The sequence below is a fragment of the Acidovorax sp. GW821-FHT09B03 genome, from assembly GCF_059418305.1.
On sequence record NZ_JBWKPP010000002.1, the window covers coordinates 1 to 17,484 of the forward strand.

The window sequence follows — 17,484 nt, forward strand, 5'->3', positions numbered from 1 at the left end:
CTCCTCGTGTGCACACGGTACACGATTGACTCGACACGCTATCACTAGTTCAACGAACTTCTAACTCACGACACTAGGTCGCCACCCGCGCACGCCGGCTGGCCCAGGCCAGCAGCGCCCACCCTGCGAGCACGACGACGACCGCGATTCCCACTGCATAGACTGCCACGCCGCCGTACCCACCCACCTGCGCCGGATTCAGGAAGGGGTAGGGGTACCACCCCACGGCAGCGCCGCGCACCATCGAATACGCGAGGTACAAGCCCGCGAAGCCCACTACCCAGCGCAGCGGCCGCACGCCCACGGCCGGGCGCGGCGGCCACAGCAGCCAGTCGAGCAGCACCACGACGGGCATCACATGGTGCACTACCGAGTTCACCCAAGGCCTCAGCTCGCCCAGATCCACGCCGCGCAGCAGCAGCGCGAACACGACGCCGACCACCAGCATGCAGGTGGCGGTCACGGCGCGCAGCGATTCGAAGGCGGCCGAGGGCCGCGCGTGCGTCCACTGGCGGCATGCACCCGCGATCAAGACGCCAGCGGCCAACAGGTTCGACAGGTTGGTGAAGTAGCTGAAGAAGTTGAGCACGCTGTAACCCAGCCCCACATGCAGCCACAGTTGCCAGCCGACGGCAGCGAGCGTGAGGAGGGCGAAGGCCAGGCGGAGAACGGCGGTGAGGGGTGTGGGGGTCATGGTGGATCGACGTTGGTGGCGACGAAGCTGCCGCGTGGTCGAAATTGCGCAATCGATGCATTCAGCCCGTTAATTTAAGCCCATCGAGGCGACCGTTTGCTCCCACTTTGCGCGTGCAGGGTTGACGGAGGCTTGTGTGCGCGCGCAGCCCCTTGCATCAAACCCGCCACGCCGGCAGCTCCCAATTGCGCCACAGCGCCAGGCCGCGCAGCCCGGCCGTGGCCAGCACGCAGGCCAGTAGCGGGGCCCAGGGGGGCATGTCCATCTGGCGCAGGGCCATGTCGATCCAGCCGCCGGCAAAGGCGCACAGCGCATAAGGCCGGTGGTCGCTGAAGGCCTGGGGCACTTCGTTGCACAGCACGTCTCGCAGCACGCCGCCGAAGACGCCGGTGGTCACGCCCATCATCACGGCAATGATGGGCGGCATGCCCACGGCGGTGGCGGTGTCGATGCCCACGGCGGCGAACAGGCCCAGGCCGATGGCGTCGGGCAGCAGCATGGCGCGCTCGGTGGGCTTGAAATGGCGCTGGCGCATGAACAGCATGGCGCACACGCACAGTGCCAGCAGCCCCCAGATGAAGCCGGTGTGGCGTATCCAGAAGAAGGGACGCTGGTCCAGCAGCAGGTCGCGCAGCGTGCCGCCCCCGAAGGCCGCGACAAAGGCCACCACGCACACGCCGACCACGTCCATGCGCTTGCGCGCCGCGGCGATGATGCCCGACAGCGCGAAGGCAATCGTCGCCGCCACTTCGATGAAAAAGCGCAGCGTGTGAATCCAGGGGGCGTCGAGCAGGTCCATGGGCGCGATTGTGCCGCGCGCTGCCCGGTCCGGGGGCTACGCCAGTGCGTGCACCAACAGGCCCAACACACAGCCGGCCCAACCCAGGGCACCGATGCGCCGCGCCCAGCGCAGGCTGCCTTGAGGCCTTTGGTTCATGGTCAGCACCAGGCCCCAGCCCAGCACCATCCACGAGGCGAGGGCGATGGCGATGCCTGCGGCCAGGCCGGCGGCCACGGTGGAGGCCGTGGCCTGCAGCGCCAGCGTGGCCAGCGCAAGGCCCCAGGCCTTGCGCTGCGTTGGCGGGCCCGCGAGGGCGTCGCCCCAGGCCCGGGTGGCGGTGGCCTGGGCCCAGTGCACCAGGGCCAGCAGGCAGGCGGCGGCCGCGCAGGCCAGGGCGAGGGTGTCGTTCATGCTGCCGGCTCCGCGTGCTGCGTGGGCTGGGCGGGTTGGGTGGCGGGCACCGATGCTGTGTGCTGCCGCCGTTGCCGCCACAGGCGGTGCAGCACTGCGACGCCCATGGCCAGGCACAGGGCCGCAGCGATGCCCCACACCACCATGCCCGATCGCCAGGCCAGACCCGCCAGCGCTGAGGCTGACAGGGCCGCCAGCACGGCGGCGGCACGCGGCCACCAGGCCTGCAGCGTGGCAGCGGGCAGCACCAGAAAGAAGGCCGTGAGCAGGCCCAGCATGCCGGCCCCGCGCGCGGGCTCGCCCGCCGCAAGGGCGATGCGCAAGGACTCGGCCGCCAGCAGGCCCGCAAGCCAGAACGAAAGGGCCTGCGTGGAAGGCATGGAGGGCCAGCGCCACCGCCAGTGCGCGGTGCGGCGGTGTTGGTTGTGATGCGCTCCGTGGCTGCCACCGCTGCTGTCGCGGCGGCGATTCGCCTGCACCCGCGCCCGGCCGATGAAGGCGGCCAGCCCCGCCAGCACAACACCCTGCGTCACCAGGCTGGCCAGCATGGGCCACTGCAGCGGCGCACCCAGCACCAGGCCCGCCGCGCCGGCCAGCCCCAGCAGCACGCCGGCCGCGCCCAGTGACACGCGCCACAGCGCCAGGTGGCGCAGCGCCCAGGCCGCGAGCAGCGAGGTGATGAGCCAGGTGGCGATCAGCGTCCACACGGCCCACACCGGCCGCTGCGCCAGCGGCGGCAGGCCGGCCGGTGGCCACAGGTGCACGAGCACGGCCACCAGCACGGCAGCGGGCACGGTGGCGTGCAGCGCGAGGAAACAGCGCACCACGAAAGAGGTGGCAGTGGCGCCAGGAGTGGCGTGCTTGGTCATGCCTGCAGCCCTGGCGGCACGCCCGCCTGTTGTTGCGCCTCGCGCCGCCGCTGCTGGCGCGAGTCCAGCCAGATCAGCGTGCCCGAGATCGAAAGAAACGCTGGCGTCATGCCCAGAATGAAGTACAGCCACTTCAAGGCCAGCCCGCCGAAGTCACCAAAGTGCAGCGGCTCCATGAGCCCGTTGACCAGCGACCAGAAGCCGGCCGTGCGCGGGTCCAGCGCCTTCTTGGGCGCGCCCGTGGCCGCGTTCATGTCCACCCGCGCCGTGCTGGCCAGGTGGCCGGCCAGGGCGCCGGTGAAGCTGGCCTCGGCCGCGCTGGTGCCCCAGCGGCGCAGCGATACATAGCGTGCCTCCAGCCCCGGCACGGCCTGCTGCGCGCTGCGGTACAGGGCGTCGAGCGACTGCATGAGCGCAGGTTCTGCCGCGGGCGGCTTGCGCGCGGCACTGGCCGCAGGCGCGCTCGCCATCACATACTTGGTGCCTTGCTCAAACAGCGGCGCCAGCCCCAGTCAGGCGCCCGTGGCCGCGATCAGGATGTGAAAGCCCAGCCCCCAGATGCCGGCGGACTTGTGCAGGTCCGACATCACCACCCGAAAGCTGCGGCCCCAGCGCTGGGTGAACAGCTCGGCCAGGATCTTGCGGTGGATGACGATGCCGGTGGCTATCAGCACCAGCATGGCCACGCCCAGGAAGCCCACGATCCAGCGCGGCCCGAAGAACAAGAACACATGCAGCATGCGCAGGTACTGGCCGAGCTGGCTGTCCACCGGGCCCACCACGGCGCCCGTGTCCGAGCGCAGGGCCACCTTGGTGCGCTGGCTGGCGGGGGCGCCGCGCTCGCGCACGTGGGCGAAGTAGTTGGGGTTCACCTCGTCGGGCAGGGCGATGGTCTCCACCGTGGCGCCCGGGTAGCGCGCCTGCAGCTGGGCCAGCACCGCATCGAGCGGCGCGGGCGGCTGCGTGCGCGGCAGCCCGGCCAGCGAGGGGTTGGCCCACAGGTCGATCTCGTTCTTGAACACCACCACCGCCCCCGAGAAGCAGACGATGAACATCAAGAGGCCCGTGACGATGCCCGCCCACGAGTGCAGGACGAAGAGGCGGTTCAGGGTGCGCTGGCTGGTCATGTCGGCTGGCGGTGGGGAGTGAACGGCTTCAGAAGAAGTACGTCAGCCCCAGGCTGAAGTTGCGCGGCAGTGCGGGCGAGACCACGTTGGCGTTGATCGCGCCGTCGTAGTACGCCTTGTTGAACAGGTTCTTCACCCCGGCCGTCAGGCGGTAGTTCGGCCCCGCGTAGCTGATGGAGGCATCGGCCACCACGTACGAGGGCAGGGTGAACGGGTAGGAGCCGATCTGCTCGCTCACATAGCGCCCGCCCAGGCCCAGCGTCACGCGTTGGTACTGCGGCAGCTTGTAGGTGGCCCAGGCCGTGAGCGTGTGGCGCGGCGTGAGGTTGAGCGGCAGGCCCACGATGGCCGCGTTGTTGTCGCGCGTGACCTTGGTCTGCGTGTAGGTGTAGGCGCTGGTCAGCTTCCAGCCGTTCTTGAGGTCGGCGCCCAGCTCCACCTCCAGCCCGCGCGCACGCTGCTGGCCGGTCTGCACGCTGAAGCCGGTGTTCACCGGGTCGGCCGTGGTCACGTTCTCGCGCACCAGGTCGAAGAGGGCCAGCGCACCCGTGAGCTGGCCGCCCGGGGCCTCGTACTTCACGCCCGCCTCCCACTGCTTGCCGGTCTCGGGTACGAACGGCGTGCCGTTGAAGGCCAGGCCCGAGGTCGGCAAGAAGGATTCGCCATAGCTGCCGTACGCTGCCCAGCCGGGCGTGAACTCGTACACCAGGCCGGCCGACAGCGTGGTGGCGCTGTCCTTTTGCTGCGTCTGCACGCGCGTGAGGCGGTTGTCGGTGTCGTTCGTGGACCAGTCGCGGCGCAGGCCCACCAGGGCCGTCCAGCCCTGGCCGAACTTGATCTGGTCCTGCGCATACAGGCCTGCTACGGTGAGCTTGCCGGGCGCATCGCTGGTCAGCGCCGCCGGGCAGTTGGCCTGCACGCCGTAGGCCGGCGCGAACAGGTCCAGCGCCGCGATGGAGCAGCTGCGGCTGGCCAGCAGGCTGTGGCCGCTGCGCACATCCAGGCCCGTCACCAACTGGTGCTTGGCGCCCAGCGCCTCGAAGCGCGTGAGCAGAGAGGTGTCGGTGGCCAGCAGGTCGTAGTCCATGTACTGGCGCGAGGCGCTGCGGTTCTGCAGCCGCTGGTTGGCCTGCAGCGCCTGGTTGGAGACAAAATTGCCCGTGCCCTTCTCGGTCTCGTAGCGCACGTTCTGGCGGAAGGTCATCGCGGGCGAAACCTGGTGCTCCAGCGCATAGCCCAGCGTGGTGCTCTCCACGTCGTACACGCCGAAGGCCGGCTCGCCCGTGAACAGGGTGCGCGACAGCGTGCCGTTGCGGTTGGGCAGCAGCGTGCCATAGGGCGTGATGCCCTGCTGGCGCATCCACTCGCTGCGGCTGTAGGTGGCGAACAGCACCAGGTCGGTCTGCGCACCCAGGTCGACGGACAGCGACGGCGCGAACCAGCGGTCCTTGCGGTAGACGAACTGCGTCGGGTCGTCGGCATCGGTCACCTGCGCATTGATGCGCAGCGCCGTCTTGCCCGACTCGGACAGCGGCCGGTTCACATCGGCCTGCAGCGTGCGCTGGCCAAAGCTGCCCACCTCCACCCCCACCTCGCTCAAAGGCTCCTTGCGCGGGCGCTTGCTCACCGCATTGACGATGCCGCCCGGCTGCACCTGGCCATACAGCACCGAGGCCGAGCCCTTGAGCACCTCGAAGCGCTCGTAGCCATAGGGCTGCAGCTTGGCCCACATGCCGGGGCTCTGCACCAGGCCGTCGACCAGGATCGATTCGGTGGAGCGAAAGCCGCGGATGTTCAGGTCATCAAAACCCCGGCGGCCAAAGTTCACGGGGCTTACCCCCGCCACGGTCTGCAGCGCCTGCTGCACATTGGTGATCTGGCGCGACTCCATCTGCTCGCGCGTCACCACGCTCACCGACTGCGGCGTCTCCAGCCGCCGCATGGGCGCCTTGCCGGCCGTCTGGGCTTCGACCGGGGCAAAGCCCATGTCCTTCTCGGTGCTGGCGTTGATGCGCACCTCTTGCAGTTGGGGGGCTATGGTGGCTGACGTGTCAGCGGCTTGGGCAAAGGCGGATTGCGCCAGGCACAGCGCCAGCGGTGTCAGGGCGAACAGGCCGGCGGTGCGGGCGGGTGTGCGGGAAGCAACAGGCGCGCGCGAACGCAGCGCGGCGCGGGAGGACAAAGAGGGCATGGAAAGGGTCCGAGATGACAACAGGAGCAGCGGGCGCTGGCGGGCATCCTGATGGCGGGACACTTGGCTTGCGAGAGGGTATGAATTGTAATGCGAATGAATCGCGTTTGCGAAGAATTGTAAAGTCGATCTGCTGGCCGGTGGGGCCAACAGCAAGGCGCTATCGCTTCGACCCTTCGGATACTGTCGGCGCTACTCCGTACAAAGGACAACGATGGACCGCGAACACAGGGAGGCACGCTACACAACGCTGATGGTCAGCGATGTCCAGCGAGACGGCATGGGGCTGGAACTGCATTGGACTGTGCGGGGGCAAGCCTCTGTCGTTGCCGAAATCTTCTATTCAGAGGCTGAGCACACCTGGACGTTGAATACGTTTGACTGCGATGTTCCATTGGAAATCATCGAGGAACTGATCGCCGAAGCGAGGCGTCGGCTTCCGCCCAAGGCGGCGGCCTAACCGATCTTCAGCCTTTGTGGGTGTCGGGCGCTCCATCGGCAGGGGGCTCCCCCACCCCATACCCCGGATACCCAGCATTCCCTCCCGCCTCCGCAGCCTCCTGCCGCTCCCTGGCCATCTGCTCCGCCAGCTGATTTCGCCCCTCGCGCGCCACGGCGATCATCTTGGCGCGGTCGCGGTGGTGCGGGTACATGCGGTCGGACAGGGCGATGTTGTGCTCCCTGAAGCGCCGGGTCATCTCGGTGGCCTCGTCGGGTGGCAGGCCCATGAGTTCGAGCACGGTGCGGGCGCTGTGCATGCTCGACTCGAACAGCTCGCGCTGCACCAGGGTCACGCCTTCGTCGCGCAGATTGTTCCAGTGGGTGAGGTCGCGCGCGCGGGCCACCACGGTGAGGTGCGGGAAGTGCTTGCGCGCCAGCACGGCGATCTTCACGGACTGTTCGGGGTCGTCCACCGCGATGACCAGGATGCGTGCCTGGCCGGCACCGGCGATGCGCAGCAGGTCGAGCCGGGTGGCGTCGCCGTAGTGCACGCGGTAGCCGAAGGTGCGCGCCACCTCCAGCATTTCCACGCTGTGGTCGAGCACGGTGGTGCGTATGCCCTGCATCAGCATCACGCGCGCCACGATCTGGCCGTAGCGGCCGAAGCCGGCGATGAGGATGGGCGCGTCCTGCGGCTCCGAGATTTCTTCGGCGGCGGGCGCCTTGAGGTTCGCATAACGGCGCAGCAGCACGCGGTCCAGCACCACCAGCAGCAAGGGGCTCAACAGCATCGACAGCGCCACGGCGCCGATCAGCAGCGAGGCGGTTTCGGCGGGGAACACCTGGGCGCCGGCGGCGGCCTGGAATACCACGAAGGCGAACTCGCCGCCCTGGGCCAGCAGCAGCGTGAACACGGGGCGCTCCTGGTAGGGGATGCCCACCGCGCGCGCCAGCGCATAGATCACCACCGCCTTGCAGGCCAGAAAGCCCAGCAGGATGCCAGCCATGAGCCAGGGCGAGCGCATGAGCACGCCAAAGTCGATGCTCATGCCCACGGCAATGAAGAACAGGCCCAGCAGCAGGCCCTTGAAGGGCTCGATATCGGCCTCCAGCTCGCGCCGGTACTCGCTGTCGGCCAACAGCACGCCGGCCAGAAAGGCGCCGAGCGCCATCGACAGCCCCACCATCACCATCAGCATGGCAATGCCCACCACCAGCAGCAGCGCGGCAGCGGTGAAGACCTCGGGCGTGCGGCTCTTGGCGATCCAGCGCAGCAGGGGGCGCAGCAGCAGGCGGCCGCCAAGGATGATGGCGGCGATCACGCCGACGATCTTGCCCACCTCGAGCAGCACCTCGACCGGTGAGTGGCTGGCGGTGTCAGCGCCCGCTGCGGCGCCCAGCAGCGGCAGCAGCGCCAGGATGGGGATGGCCGCCACGTCCTGGAACAGCAGGATAGAAAAGCCCGCCTGTCCGCTCGCGGTGCGCATCAGGTTGCGCTCGGCCAGGCTTTGCAGTGCGATGGCGGTGGACGACAGCGCCAGCCCCAGCGCGCCGACCAGGCCCACGCGCCAGGGCAGCCCCACCAGGCAGGCCAGAGCGAACAGCACGGCCGCGCAGCCCAGCACCTGGGCCGTGCCCATGCCGAAGATGGGGCGGCGCAGCGCCCACAGCCGGCTGGGCTGCAGCTCCAGCCCCACGAGGAAGAGCATGAGCACCACGCCGAACTCGGCGAAGTGCAGGATGTCCTGCACATTGCTCACCAGGGCCAGGCCCCAGGGCCCGATGGCGATGCCCGCCGCCAGGTAGCCGATGATGGCGCCCAGGCCCAGGGCCTGGGCAATGGGCACGGCGAGCACGGCCGCCGTGAGGTACAGAAAACCGTAGGTGAGCCAGGTGGGTGCGTGTTCCATGGGAGGGTCGGGCGGCTTGTTGTGGTTGGCGATTTGCTGCAGCCTCGCCGCCCATTCTGGCATCGCTTGCGGGTGATCTGCCCATCCCGTCGGAATGCTCCTGTTTTGGTAGCGCGATAGGCCCGCAAACGCCTTGGGCGGCTGGGCATTGATAAGATGCGTGCCCTTGCTTTTTTGTGTGGTGCTTGCTCCATGGAATTCCAGACCTGGTTGGCTTTTTTCGCGGCCTCGTGCCTGATTGCGGTGTCTCCGGGCTCGGGCGCGGTGCTGTCCATGAGCCACGGCCTGTCGTTCGGCGTGCGCAAGACGGGCGCCACCATCCTCGGCCTGCAGCTGGGGCTCTTGCTCATCCTGCTGATCGCAGGGGCGGGCGTGGGCTCGCTGCTGCTGGCGTCGGAGCTGGCCTTCAGCGTGGTCAAGGTGCTGGGCGCCTGCTATTTGATCTATGTGGGCTTCAGCCAGTGGCGCGCGGGCGATGCCTCGCCGCTGCAGGGCGACGAGAAGGAGCCGGCCGGCACCTGGCAAAAGCGCTGCCTCACGGGCTTTCTGACCAATGCCACCAACCCCAAGGGCATCATCTTCATGGTGGCCGTGCTGCCCCAGTTCATGACCGACACGCGCCCGCTGTGGACCCAGCTGCTGGTGATGGCCGCCACCACGGTGGCCGTGGACGTGACCGTGATGCACGGCTACGCGGCAGGCGCCAGCGCCATGCGCCGCCTGATGCGCAGCGCGCGTGCCGTGCGCACGCAGAACCGGGTGTTCGGCGGGCTGCTGATGGCGGTGGGTGCCGGCCTCTTCTTCGTCAAGCGCGGCGGCCAGCACGCATGAGATGAAGCACCCCCTGAGTCGCTTCGCGCCTTCCCCCTCTCTCTCCTCGCTGCGCGAGTCGGGAGGGGGACGCCCCCAGTGCGGCGGGGCGGCCCTTGCACGGGGGCACTGGCCTCGGGCGCGCCAGTTTTTACGGGCAGGGGGCTCACTCGCGGCGCCCTGCAGACCTAAATGCCTTGCGCCTTGCTATCGTTTGGGTAGCATGGCGCAGAGCCGCACCCCGGTGCGCACTTCTTTCCAGCCGATTTCATTGCCAGACCCAACGCAAGGAGTTTCGTGATGCCAGTGATCGTCGTTGCCAACCCGAAGGGGGGCGTGGGCAAGTCCACGCTGTCGACCAATGTGGCGGGCTACTACGCCCGCCAGGGCCACCCCGTGCTGTTGGGCGACACCGACCGCCAGCAATCCGCGCGCCTGTGGCTGGGCCTGCGCCCGCCGGCTGCGCGGCCCATAGGGGTGTGGGACGTGAGCTCCGATGTGATCAGCAAGCCGCCCAAGGGCACGACGCATGCCGTGCTCGACACCTCGGCCGGGCTGCACGGCTGGCGCCTGACCGACGTGCTCAAGCTGGCCGACAAGATCATCGTGCCCTTGCAGCCCAGCGTGTTCGACATCTTCGCCACGCGCGGCTTCCTGGACCAGCTGACCGAGCACAAGCGTGCCGACGGGGTGCAGGTGGGCATCGTGGGCATGCGCGTGGATGCGCGCACGCGCGCGGCCGACCAGCTGCACCAGTTCGTGGACAACCTGGGGTTTCCGGTGCTGGGCTACCTGCGCGACACGCAGAACTACATCCACCTGGCGGCGCACGGGCTCACGCTGTTCGACGTGGCACCGGGCCGCGTGGCGCGCGACCTGGAGCAGTGGCAGGGCATTTGCACATGGCTGGACGAATGAGTGCTGGACGCATGAGGGTTAGTACCTGTCACTCGGCCGACATGGGACGGCGGGGCCCGGCGCTACATTGGGGCCATGAAAATCTTCCGCTCCTACTCCGAAGTCAGCGCCTGCGTGGGCCAGGAGGTCGCCGTGACCGACTGGATCACCATCACGCAGGAACAGGTCAACCTGTTTGCCCAGGCCACGGGCGACCACCAGTGGATCCATGTGGACCCCGAGCGTGCCAAGGCCGGGCCCTTCGGCGCGCCGATTGCGCATGGCTTTCTCACGCTGTCGCTGATTCCGCGCTTCTTCGAGTCGGGCCTGTCCATCGAGGGCGCGCGCATGGGCGTGAACTACGGCCTGAACAAGGTGCGCTTCACCTCGCCGGTGCCTGTGGGCAGCCGCGTGCGCGCACGCCTGACTTTGCAGGCCGCCGAGCCGCTGGCACCCGATGGCATGCAGATGACCTGGCTGGTGACGGTGGAGCGCGAGGGCAGCGACAAGCCGGTGTGCGTGGCCGAGTCGCTCGCGCGCAACTACGGCGCAGCGCCCTGAGCACAGGGCGCCTGGCGCCTTGCAACCACCTGCAGGAGGGCTGAACGATGGACCGCCTGCAAGCCATGAAAGTCTTCGACCGCGTGGTCGACGAGGGCGGCTTTGCCGCTGCCGCGCGCGCGCTCGACATGTCGCCCCCCGTGGTCACCCGCATGGTGGCCGAGCTGGAGCAGCACCTGGGCACGCGCCTGCTGCAGCGCACCACGCGCAAGGTGGCGCTCACCGATGCGGGCGAGGTCTACCTGCAGCGCGTGCGCAGCATCCTGGGCGAGATCGACGATGCCGAGGCCGAGGCCGTGGCCAGCACGCGCGACCTGCGCGGCACCATCCGCATCGTGGCGCCGCCGGTGCTCACCACCAATTTTCTCGCGCCGCTCACGGCGCTGTGGCATGCGCGCTACCCCAAGCTGATGCTGGACATCAGCGTGGACGCGCTGGCCCTGCGCCGCATCGACGAGTTCGACGTGACCATCATGGTGGCGGGCGAGGACTTCGACGCCAACATCGTGGCCCGCGCGCTCATGCATGGCGAGGCCATCGTCGTGGCGTCGCCCGAGTACCTGGCGCGCAAGGGCGTGCCCCAGGTGCCCATGGACCTGCTGCAGCACGAGTACCTGCGCGACACGGGGGCACCCGCGCGCTCGGAGATGGGAGGCGGGCGCAAGCTGCGCCTGCACCCGGCCGTGGGCGACGGCGACTGGCAGGAGGTGGATGCGCCCGCGGTGCTGCAGTCCGACAGCAACGGTGTGCTGCTGCGCGCGGCCATCGATGGCGCGGGCGTGGCGGTCACCGCGCGCCTCTTGATCGAGGAGCAGCTGGCCAGCGGTGAGCTGGTGCAGGTGCTGCCCGAGTGGATCGTGTCGCGCTACACGGTGTATGCGGCGCTGCCCTCGGGCCGCATGCTGCCCGCTCGCACCAAGGTGTTCCTGGACTTCATGTCCGAGCAGGGGCCCCAGGCCATCGCCGACCAGCGCTATCAGCCTGGTTGAACCATCGCCAGCTCGGCCGCCAGCGGGGCCGGTGCCGAGGCGCCCGCGGCACCAAAGCTGTTCTGCCGCCAGGCCTCGAACACCGACACCGCCACCGCGTTCGACAGGTTCAGGCTGCGCTGCCCTTCGATCATCGGCAGGCGCAGCCGCTGGGCGGGCGGGAAGGTCTCGCGCAGCTCGGGCGGCAGGCCGCGCGTCTCGGCGCCGAACACCAGCCAGTCGCCGGGCAAGAAGCAGTTGTCGAACAGGTCCTGCGAGCCATGCGTGGTCATGGCGAACATGCGCGCCGGGTCGGGCTGGGCATCGCGCAAGAAGGCCGTCCAGCCCGCGTGGCGCAGCACGGCCGTGTACTCGTGGTAGTCCAGGCCGGCGCGGCGCATGAGCCGGTCTTCCATGGAAAAACCCAGGGGCTCGATGAGGTGCAGCGTGCAGCCTGTGTTGGCCGCCAGCCGGATCACATTGCCGGTGTTGGGCGGAATCTCGGGCTCGACCAGGACGATATGGAACATGCCTGGTATTTTGCTGCGAACCACGCGCTTTGCGGCCGAGGGTTGTAACAAATTACGGAGGGCTCGCGGCGCCGTCGCCCGGCGCCTCGGTGCGTGCGAACACCACGGCGCACAGCGCTGCCACGCCGGCCCCGCGCAGCGCGGTGGCGGCGGCATGCAGCGTGGCGCCGGTGGTCATCACATCGTCGACGAGCACCACCTGCCGGCCGCGCAGGGCGGCGGCCTGCGCGGGCTCCACCGCAAAGGCGCCGCGCAGGTTGCGCAAGCGCTCGGCGCGCGTGAGCTGGGCCTGGTGTGCATGGGCATCACCCGCGTGCAGGCGCAGCAGCAGGCCGGGGTGCGCCTTGGTCGGCGCCAGCTGCCGGGCCAGCAGCAGGGCCTGGTTGAAGCCGCGCTCGCGCAGCCGCTCGGCTGACAAAGGGATGGGCAGCACCAGGTCGGCCGCGTCGAGCGCGGGCGCCAGGCCCGGGGTGCTGTGCACCAGCGCCGCCAGCGCGGCGGCCCAGCCGGGGTCGCCGCGGAACTTGAAATCGGCCAGCAGCCCGGACCAGGGGTAGGCATAGTCCACTGCGGCCAGGCAGCGGTCGAGCGGCGGTGGTGCCCGCAGGCAGGCGCCGCACACCTGCACGCCCTCGGGCACACGCAGTGCGCAGTGCGTGCAGCGCGGCACCCGCTGCGCGAAGCGGGCCGTGCAGGCCGGGCAGATGCGCGTGGCCGGCCAGGCGTGGCACACGGCGCACTGGCTGGGCAGGGCGCCCGCCAGCGCGCCGAGCCCGCGGCCCAGCCCCCATCGCCTGGATAGCCCCGTGAACGCCTTGAACTGCATGAGTCAATATACTCGTTGGACCCCGCCGGTTCCTACGACATGCCCACAGAGCGCCCCCCCACGATCGACCCCCTTGCCGCGGCCCGCTGGCATGCCACCGCGCCCACCGCCGCCCCCTGGCTCCATGAAGAGGTGGCGCGCCGCATGGAAGACCGCCTGCAGTGGATACGCCAGGCCCCCGCGTCCTGGTGCCACTGGGACCCCGTGCGCGGCGGCCTGCAGGGCCATGCGCTGGTGAGCACCCGCTATCCCAAGGCGGCCTGCCAGGTGGCCGAGACCGCGGCGCACTGCGTGCCCGTGGCCGAGCAGGCGCTGGCCCGGCCCTGGTGGAGTCCGGCGCGCTGGACCGGGCCGGCACCGGCCTTCGGCCTGCCGGCCGACGCCAGCGTGCAGATGCTCTGGGCCAACATGGCGCTGCACATGGCGGCCGATCCGCAGGCCCTGATCGGCCAGTGGCATCGCGCGCTGGCGACGGATGGCTACCTGATGTTCTCGTGCCTGGGGCCCGACACCGCGCGCGAGCTGCACGGCGTGTACGCCGCCATGGGCTGGCCGCCGGCCGGCCATGCCTTCACCGACATGCACGACTGGGGCGACATGCTGGTGCACGCCGGCTTTGCCGAGCCGGTGATGGACATGGAGCGCATCACGCTCACCTTCGCGACGCCAGAGCGCCTGCTGCAGGAGCTGCGCGAACTGGGCTGCAACCTGCACCCCGGCCGCTTCGGCGCATTGCGCGGGCGCGGCTGGCGCGAGCGCCTGCACGCCGCCCTGGTGCAGCACCTGGCCGACCCGGCGCAGGATGGGCAGCTGGCACTGACTTTCGAGATCATCTACGGCCATGCCTTCAAGCCCGCGCCGCGCCTGAAAATGAGCGCCAGCAGCGCGGTCTCGCTGCAGGACATGCGCGCCATGCTGGCCACCGGTACAGGTAGAAGTACCGGGTAGCTGCGTGTCAATGACATGGAACAAGGCACGCTACAATTCAGGGTTATTGGGATTTCGGGCATCTTCCCGCGCAACGTGGCGGGCTGCGCATGCTGCGCCAGTGGCTTTCCTGGTGTGGTCTGCAGCCGGCAGTCTTGTGGGCACCTCCGGTGACAGGCTTGGTTTTTCGTTTTGCCACTGTCTCGGGTCAGCGCATCGATTGGCGCCTGGCCCGCAACTGCTCGGTCACCCCCGCGCAGATGGGCTGGATGTACCTGTCGCTGTGTTCGGTTTCACTGGGCATTGCAACGTTCTTCTGGATGCTCGGAGCCCGTCTGGTCATGCCCTTCGCATGGCTGGAGATGGCAGTTGTAGGTTTGGCATTCGCCATGTACGGACGTCATGCGGCCGATGGCGAGAGGATTTCACTGCAGGGCTCGCGCCTGGTGGTGGAGTTGGAGACAGCAGGCAAGCTCGAGCGCGCCGAATTCGACCGGAGCTGGGTTCGCGTAGAACCCAAGACCGGCGACCGGTCGCTGATCACCTTGTCTGCACAGGGCCGATCGGTGGAGGTGGGGCGCTATGTGCGCCCCGAGCTTCGACCGGCCCTGGCATCGGAGATCCGCATGGCCTTGCGCGCAGCCTGACCCCACGCAGGCGCGCCAGCAGGGATTGGTTAATTTGAGGCTTAGAAGTAAGTGAGAACTATGAAGAGCATTTCCAATAAGCTGGCTTCTCTGCTGCTGATTGCCGGTACATGGGTAGGCGGCGTGGCCCATGCCGTTCAAGACCTGCCTGGCGGTCCCGCAGTCAACCAGCTCAATCTGCATCCTCCGGTCACCAAGATTGCCGAGGAGCAGCATTTCCTGCATTGGATGATGCTCGTCATCTGCACGGTGATCTTCGTAGCCGTCTTCGCCGTGATGTTCTATTCCATCTGGAAGCATCGCAAGTCCAAGGGCGCCAAGGCCGCCAATTTCCATGAGTCCGTGACCGTCGAAGTGGTCTGGACCATCATCCCCTTCATCATCGTGATCCTCATGGCCCTGCCCGCCACCAAGGTGCTGGTGGCGCAGAAGGACACGACCAATGCCGACCTCACCATCAAGACCACGGGCTACCAGTGGAAGTGGGGCTACGACTACATCACCGGCGAGGGCGAGGGCCTGGCCTTCATCTCCACGCTGGACAGCAGCCACCGCGTGATGTCCGACAGCGGCAAGGTCGCCGACGCGCCCGCCGACTACCTGCTCAAGGTGGACAACCCGATGGTGGTGCCGGTCAACAAGAAGATCCGCATCATCACCACCGCCAACGACGTGATCCATGCCTTCATGGTGCCCGCCTTCGGCATCAAGCAGGACGCGATCCCCGGCTTCGTGCGCGACACCTGGTTCCGCGCCGAGAAGATCGGCGACTTCTACGGCCAGTGCGCCGAGCTGTGCGGCAAGGAACACGCCTACATGCCCATCCACGTGAAGGTCGTGTCCGCCCAGGACTACACCGTTTGGGTGGCCGACCAGCGCAAGAAGGCCGCCGCCAAGCTCGACGACCCGACCAAGGTCTGGACGCTGGAGGACATCCTCAAGCGCGGCGAGAAGGTTTATGCCGCCAACTGCGCCGCCTGCCACCAGGCCAACGGCAAGGGCGCAGGCCCGATCAAACCGCTGGACGGCTCTGCTGTGGTGCTCGATGCCGACCATGCCAAGCAGATCCAGATCGTGCTCAAGGGCGCGGCCAACGGTGCCATGCCCGCCTGGGGCCAGCTGAGCGACACGGACATCGCCGCCGTGGTCAGCTACACCAAGAACACCTGGTCCAACAAGACCGGCCAGCTGGTGCAGCCCGCCGAAATCGTCGCCCAGCGTGGCAAGTAATCACCGCCCCAACGTATTGAGGAATTCACAATGAGCGCAGTTCTCGACAACCACGGGCACGGTGGCGACCACGCACACGACGACCATGGCCACCATGGCCCCACCGGCTGGCGCCGCTGGGTGTATGCCACCAACCACAAGGACATCGGTACCCTGTACCTGCTGTTCGCCTTCACCATGCTCATGGTCGGCGGCGTGCTGGCCCTCTTGATCCGCGCCGAGCTGTTCCAGCCCGGCCTGCAGTTGGTCAACCCCGAGCTGTTCAACCAGCTGACCACCATGCACGGCCTGATCATGGTGTTCGGCGCCATCATGCCGGCCTTCGTGGGCTTTGCGAACTGGATGATCCCGCTGCAGATCGGTGCATCCGACATGGCCTTCGCGCGCATGAACAACTTCAGCTTCTGGCTGATGATCCCGGCCGCAGCGATGCTGGTGGGCTCGTTCTTCATGCCCGGCGGCGCACCGGCTGCCGGCTGGACGCTGTACGCACCGCTGACGCTGCAGATGGGCCCCTCGATGGATGCCGGCATCTTCGCCATGCACATCCTGGGTGCTTCGTCCATCATGGGCTCGATCAACATCATCGTGACCATCCTGAACATGCGCGCCCCCGGCATGACGCTGATGAAGATGCCCATGTTCGCCTGGACCTGGCTCATCACCGCCTACCTGCTGATCGCCGTGATGCCCGTGCTGGCCGGCGCCATCACCATGACGCTGACGGACCGCCATTTCGGCACCAGCTTCTTCAACCCCGCCGGCGGCGGTGACCCGGTGATGTACCAGCACATCTTCTGGTTCTTCGGCCACCCCGAGGTCTACATCATGATCTTGCCGGCCTTCGGCATCGTGAGCCAGATCGTGCCCGCCTTCGCGCGCAAGAAGCTGTTCGGCTACGCCTCCATGGTGTATGCCACCTCGTCCATCGCCATTCTGTCGTTCATCGTGTGGGCCCACCACATGTTCACGACCGGCATGCCCGTGACCGGCCAGCTGTTCTTCATGTACGCCACCATGCTGATCTCGGTGCCCACGGCCGTGAAGATCTTCAACTGGATCGCCACCATGTGGCGCGGCTCCATGACGTTCGAGACCCCCATGCTGTTCGCCGTGGGCTTCATCTTCGTGTTCACCATGGGTGGCTTCACCGGCCTGATCCTGGCCATGGCGCCGATCGACATCCAGCTGCAGGACACCTACTACGTGGTGGCCCACTTCCACTACGTGCTGGTGGCCGGCTCGCTGTTCTCGATGTTCGCCGGCGTGTACTACTGGCTGCCCAAGTGGACGGGCCACATGTACTCCGAGACGCGCGGCCAGATCCACTTCTGGGGCTCGTTGATCACCTTCAACATCACCTTCTTCCCGATGCACTTCCTGGGCCTGGCCGGCATGCCCCGCCGCTACGCCGACTACCCCATGCAGTTCGCCGACTTCAACGCCATCGCCTCGGTAGGTGCCTTCGGTTTCGGCCTGATGCAGGTGTACTTCTTCCTGGCCGTGGTGCTGCCCGCCATGATGGGCAAGGGTGCGGCTGCTCCCGCCAAGCCATGGGACGGCGCCGAGGGCCTGGAATGGGAAGTGCCATCGCCCGCACCGTTCCACACCTTCGAGACCCCGCCCAAGCTGGACGCTACCGCGACCCGCGTGATCGGCTGAAG

General features: G+C 68.1%; 17 protein-coding genes and 1 pseudogene. 9 read left to right on the forward strand and 9 right to left on the reverse strand.

The window, feature by feature from the left end:
- Positions 1–73: 73 nt before the first annotated feature.
- The 6 genes and pseudogenes from AC07PA_RS03330 to AC07PA_RS03355 all read right to left on the reverse strand — a co-directional run bounded on the left by AC07PA_RS03330 (position 74) and on the right by AC07PA_RS03355 (position 6,073).
- Positions 74–694 (reverse strand): Pr6Pr family membrane protein, encoded by a 621-nt coding sequence (locus tag AC07PA_RS03330; RefSeq protein ID WP_494604149.1) that lies wholly within the window; start codon positions 692–694, stop codon positions 74–76.
- 157 nt (positions 695–851) lie between these two features.
- Positions 852–1,493: a trimeric intracellular cation channel family protein gene (locus tag AC07PA_RS03335; protein WP_494604151.1), complete on the reverse strand. Its 642-nt coding sequence runs from the start codon at positions 1,491–1,493 to the stop codon at positions 852–854.
- 36 nt (positions 1,494–1,529) lie between these two features.
- On the reverse strand, positions 1,530–1,886 hold the full coding sequence (locus AC07PA_RS03340) for a hypothetical protein (RefSeq protein ID WP_494604153.1): 357 nt from the start codon (positions 1,884–1,886) through the stop codon (positions 1,530–1,532).
- Positions 1,883–2,755, reverse strand: a complete 873-nt coding sequence (locus AC07PA_RS03345) for a hypothetical protein (RefSeq protein WP_494604155.1) — start codon at positions 2,753–2,755, stop codon at positions 1,883–1,885. Before AC07PA_RS03345 ends, AC07PA_RS03340 begins: the two co-directional genes overlap by 4 nt.
- Positions 2,752–3,882, reverse strand: a pseudogene (locus tag AC07PA_RS03350) (PepSY-associated TM helix domain-containing protein). Before AC07PA_RS03350 ends, AC07PA_RS03345 begins: the two are co-directional and overlap by 4 nt.
- A 28-nt stretch (positions 3,883–3,910) precedes the next feature.
- On the reverse strand, positions 3,911–6,073 hold the full coding sequence (locus AC07PA_RS03355; RefSeq protein ID WP_494604157.1) for a TonB-dependent siderophore receptor: 2,163 nt from the start codon (positions 6,071–6,073) through the stop codon (positions 3,911–3,913).
- A 214-nt stretch (positions 6,074–6,287) separates the two neighbouring features.
- Between AC07PA_RS03355 and AC07PA_RS03360 the strand changes: the two genes are divergently transcribed.
- Positions 6,288–6,533 (forward strand): hypothetical protein, encoded by a 246-nt coding sequence (locus AC07PA_RS03360; protein WP_494604159.1) that lies wholly within the window; start codon positions 6,288–6,290, stop codon positions 6,531–6,533.
- Positions 6,534–6,540: 7 nt separating this feature from the next.
- Here the strand turns inward: AC07PA_RS03360 and kefC are convergent, their stop codons facing one another.
- The gene (gene kefC, locus AC07PA_RS03365; protein WP_494604161.1) at positions 6,541–8,424 is read right to left on the reverse strand and encodes a glutathione-regulated potassium-efflux system protein KefC; all 1,884 of its coding nucleotides are present in this window, start codon (positions 8,422–8,424) and stop codon (positions 6,541–6,543) included.
- 192 nt (positions 8,425–8,616) lie between these two features.
- On the opposite strand from kefC, the gene AC07PA_RS03370 reads away from it, so the two are divergent.
- From AC07PA_RS03370 to AC07PA_RS03385, 4 genes are all read left to right on the forward strand, one after another.
- Positions 8,617–9,255, forward strand: a complete 639-nt coding sequence (locus tag AC07PA_RS03370; protein WP_145695666.1) for a LysE family transporter — start codon at positions 8,617–8,619, stop codon at positions 9,253–9,255.
- Positions 9,256–9,534: 279 nt separating this feature from the next.
- The gene (locus tag AC07PA_RS03375; RefSeq protein WP_007859064.1) at positions 9,535–10,152 is read left to right on the forward strand and encodes a nucleotide-binding protein; all 618 of its coding nucleotides are present in this window, start codon (positions 9,535–9,537) and stop codon (positions 10,150–10,152) included.
- Positions 10,153–10,227: 75 nt separating this feature from the next.
- Positions 10,228–10,692 carry a MaoC family dehydratase gene (locus AC07PA_RS03380; protein WP_145695664.1) on the forward strand — a complete coding sequence of 155 codons (465 nt, stop codon included), beginning with the start codon at positions 10,228–10,230 and terminating at the stop codon, positions 10,690–10,692.
- 47 nt (positions 10,693–10,739) lie between these two features.
- Complete coding sequence (locus tag AC07PA_RS03385) at positions 10,740–11,681, forward strand: LysR family transcriptional regulator (protein WP_007859059.1); 942 nt, start codon at positions 10,740–10,742, stop codon at positions 11,679–11,681.
- On the opposite strand, the gene AC07PA_RS03390 is transcribed toward AC07PA_RS03385, so the two are convergent.
- Complete coding sequence (locus tag AC07PA_RS03390; protein ID WP_007859057.1) at positions 11,669–12,190, reverse strand: tRNA (cytidine(34)-2'-O)-methyltransferase; 522 nt, start codon at positions 12,188–12,190, stop codon at positions 11,669–11,671. The genes AC07PA_RS03385 and AC07PA_RS03390 overlap by 13 nt on opposite strands.
- Before the next feature lie 52 nt (positions 12,191–12,242).
- Positions 12,243–13,016: a phosphoribosyltransferase family protein gene (locus AC07PA_RS03395; protein WP_494604165.1), complete on the reverse strand. Its 774-nt coding sequence runs from the start codon at positions 13,014–13,016 to the stop codon at positions 12,243–12,245.
- Positions 13,017–13,055: 39 nt separating this feature from the next.
- On the opposite strand from AC07PA_RS03395, the gene AC07PA_RS03400 reads away from it, so the two are divergent.
- The 4 genes from AC07PA_RS03400 (at position 13,056) to ctaD (ending at position 17,482) form a co-directional block, all read left to right on the forward strand.
- Positions 13,056–13,964 (forward strand): biotin synthase, encoded by a 909-nt coding sequence (locus AC07PA_RS03400; protein WP_494604167.1) that lies wholly within the window; start codon positions 13,056–13,058, stop codon positions 13,962–13,964.
- Between the two features lie 89 nt (positions 13,965–14,053).
- The gene (locus tag AC07PA_RS03405) at positions 14,054–14,590 is read left to right on the forward strand and encodes a DUF2244 domain-containing protein (protein WP_007859054.1); all 537 of its coding nucleotides are present in this window, start codon (positions 14,054–14,056) and stop codon (positions 14,588–14,590) included.
- Between the two features lie 60 nt (positions 14,591–14,650).
- A complete protein-coding gene (gene coxB / locus AC07PA_RS03410) occupies positions 14,651–15,820 on the forward strand; it encodes a cytochrome c oxidase subunit II (RefSeq protein WP_494604169.1) in 1,170 nt (389 codons plus the stop codon).
- Positions 15,821–15,850: 30 nt separating this feature from the next.
- The gene (ctaD, locus tag AC07PA_RS03415) at positions 15,851–17,482 is read left to right on the forward strand and encodes a cytochrome c oxidase subunit I (RefSeq protein WP_007859052.1); all 1,632 of its coding nucleotides are present in this window, start codon (positions 15,851–15,853) and stop codon (positions 17,480–17,482) included.
- Positions 17,483–17,484 lie beyond the last annotated feature (2 nt).

Excerpts from the sequence above, each read along its gene's own strand:
- AC07PA_RS03330 (WP_494604149.1), bottom strand. The coding sequence starts at position 694 with ATGACCCCCACACCCCTCACCGCCGTTCTCCGCCTGGCCTTCGCCCTC.
- AC07PA_RS03335 (WP_494604151.1), bottom strand. The coding sequence starts at position 1,493 with ATGGACCTGCTCGACGCCCCCTGGATTCACACGCTGCGCTTTTTCATC.
- AC07PA_RS03340 (WP_494604153.1), bottom strand. The coding sequence starts at position 1,886 with ATGAACGACACCCTCGCCCTGGCCTGCGCGGCCGCCGCCTGCCTGCTG.
- AC07PA_RS03345 (WP_494604155.1), bottom strand. The coding sequence starts at position 2,755 with ATGACCAAGCACGCCACTCCTGGCGCCACTGCCACCTCTTTCGTGGTG.
- AC07PA_RS03355 (WP_494604157.1), bottom strand. The coding sequence starts at position 6,073 with ATGCCCTCTTTGTCCTCCCGCGCCGCGCTGCGTTCGCGCGCGCCTGTT.
- AC07PA_RS03360 (WP_494604159.1), top strand. The coding sequence starts at position 6,288 with ATGGACCGCGAACACAGGGAGGCACGCTACACAACGCTGATGGTCAGC.
- kefC (WP_494604161.1), bottom strand. The coding sequence starts at position 8,424 with ATGGAACACGCACCCACCTGGCTCACCTACGGTTTTCTGTACCTCACG.
- AC07PA_RS03370 (WP_145695666.1), top strand. The coding sequence starts at position 8,617 with ATGGAATTCCAGACCTGGTTGGCTTTTTTCGCGGCCTCGTGCCTGATT.
- AC07PA_RS03375 (WP_007859064.1), top strand. The coding sequence starts at position 9,535 with ATGCCAGTGATCGTCGTTGCCAACCCGAAGGGGGGCGTGGGCAAGTCC.
- AC07PA_RS03380 (WP_145695664.1), top strand. The coding sequence starts at position 10,228 with ATGAAAATCTTCCGCTCCTACTCCGAAGTCAGCGCCTGCGTGGGCCAG.
- AC07PA_RS03385 (WP_007859059.1), top strand. The coding sequence starts at position 10,740 with ATGGACCGCCTGCAAGCCATGAAAGTCTTCGACCGCGTGGTCGACGAG.
- AC07PA_RS03390 (WP_007859057.1), bottom strand. The coding sequence starts at position 12,190 with ATGTTCCATATCGTCCTGGTCGAGCCCGAGATTCCGCCCAACACCGGC.
- AC07PA_RS03395 (WP_494604165.1), bottom strand. The coding sequence starts at position 13,016 with ATGCAGTTCAAGGCGTTCACGGGGCTATCCAGGCGATGGGGGCTGGGC.
- AC07PA_RS03400 (WP_494604167.1), top strand. The coding sequence starts at position 13,056 with ATGCCCACAGAGCGCCCCCCCACGATCGACCCCCTTGCCGCGGCCCGC.
- AC07PA_RS03405 (WP_007859054.1), top strand. The coding sequence starts at position 14,054 with ATGCTGCGCCAGTGGCTTTCCTGGTGTGGTCTGCAGCCGGCAGTCTTG.
- coxB (WP_494604169.1), top strand. The coding sequence starts at position 14,651 with ATGAAGAGCATTTCCAATAAGCTGGCTTCTCTGCTGCTGATTGCCGGT.
- ctaD (WP_007859052.1), top strand. The coding sequence starts at position 15,851 with ATGAGCGCAGTTCTCGACAACCACGGGCACGGTGGCGACCACGCACAC.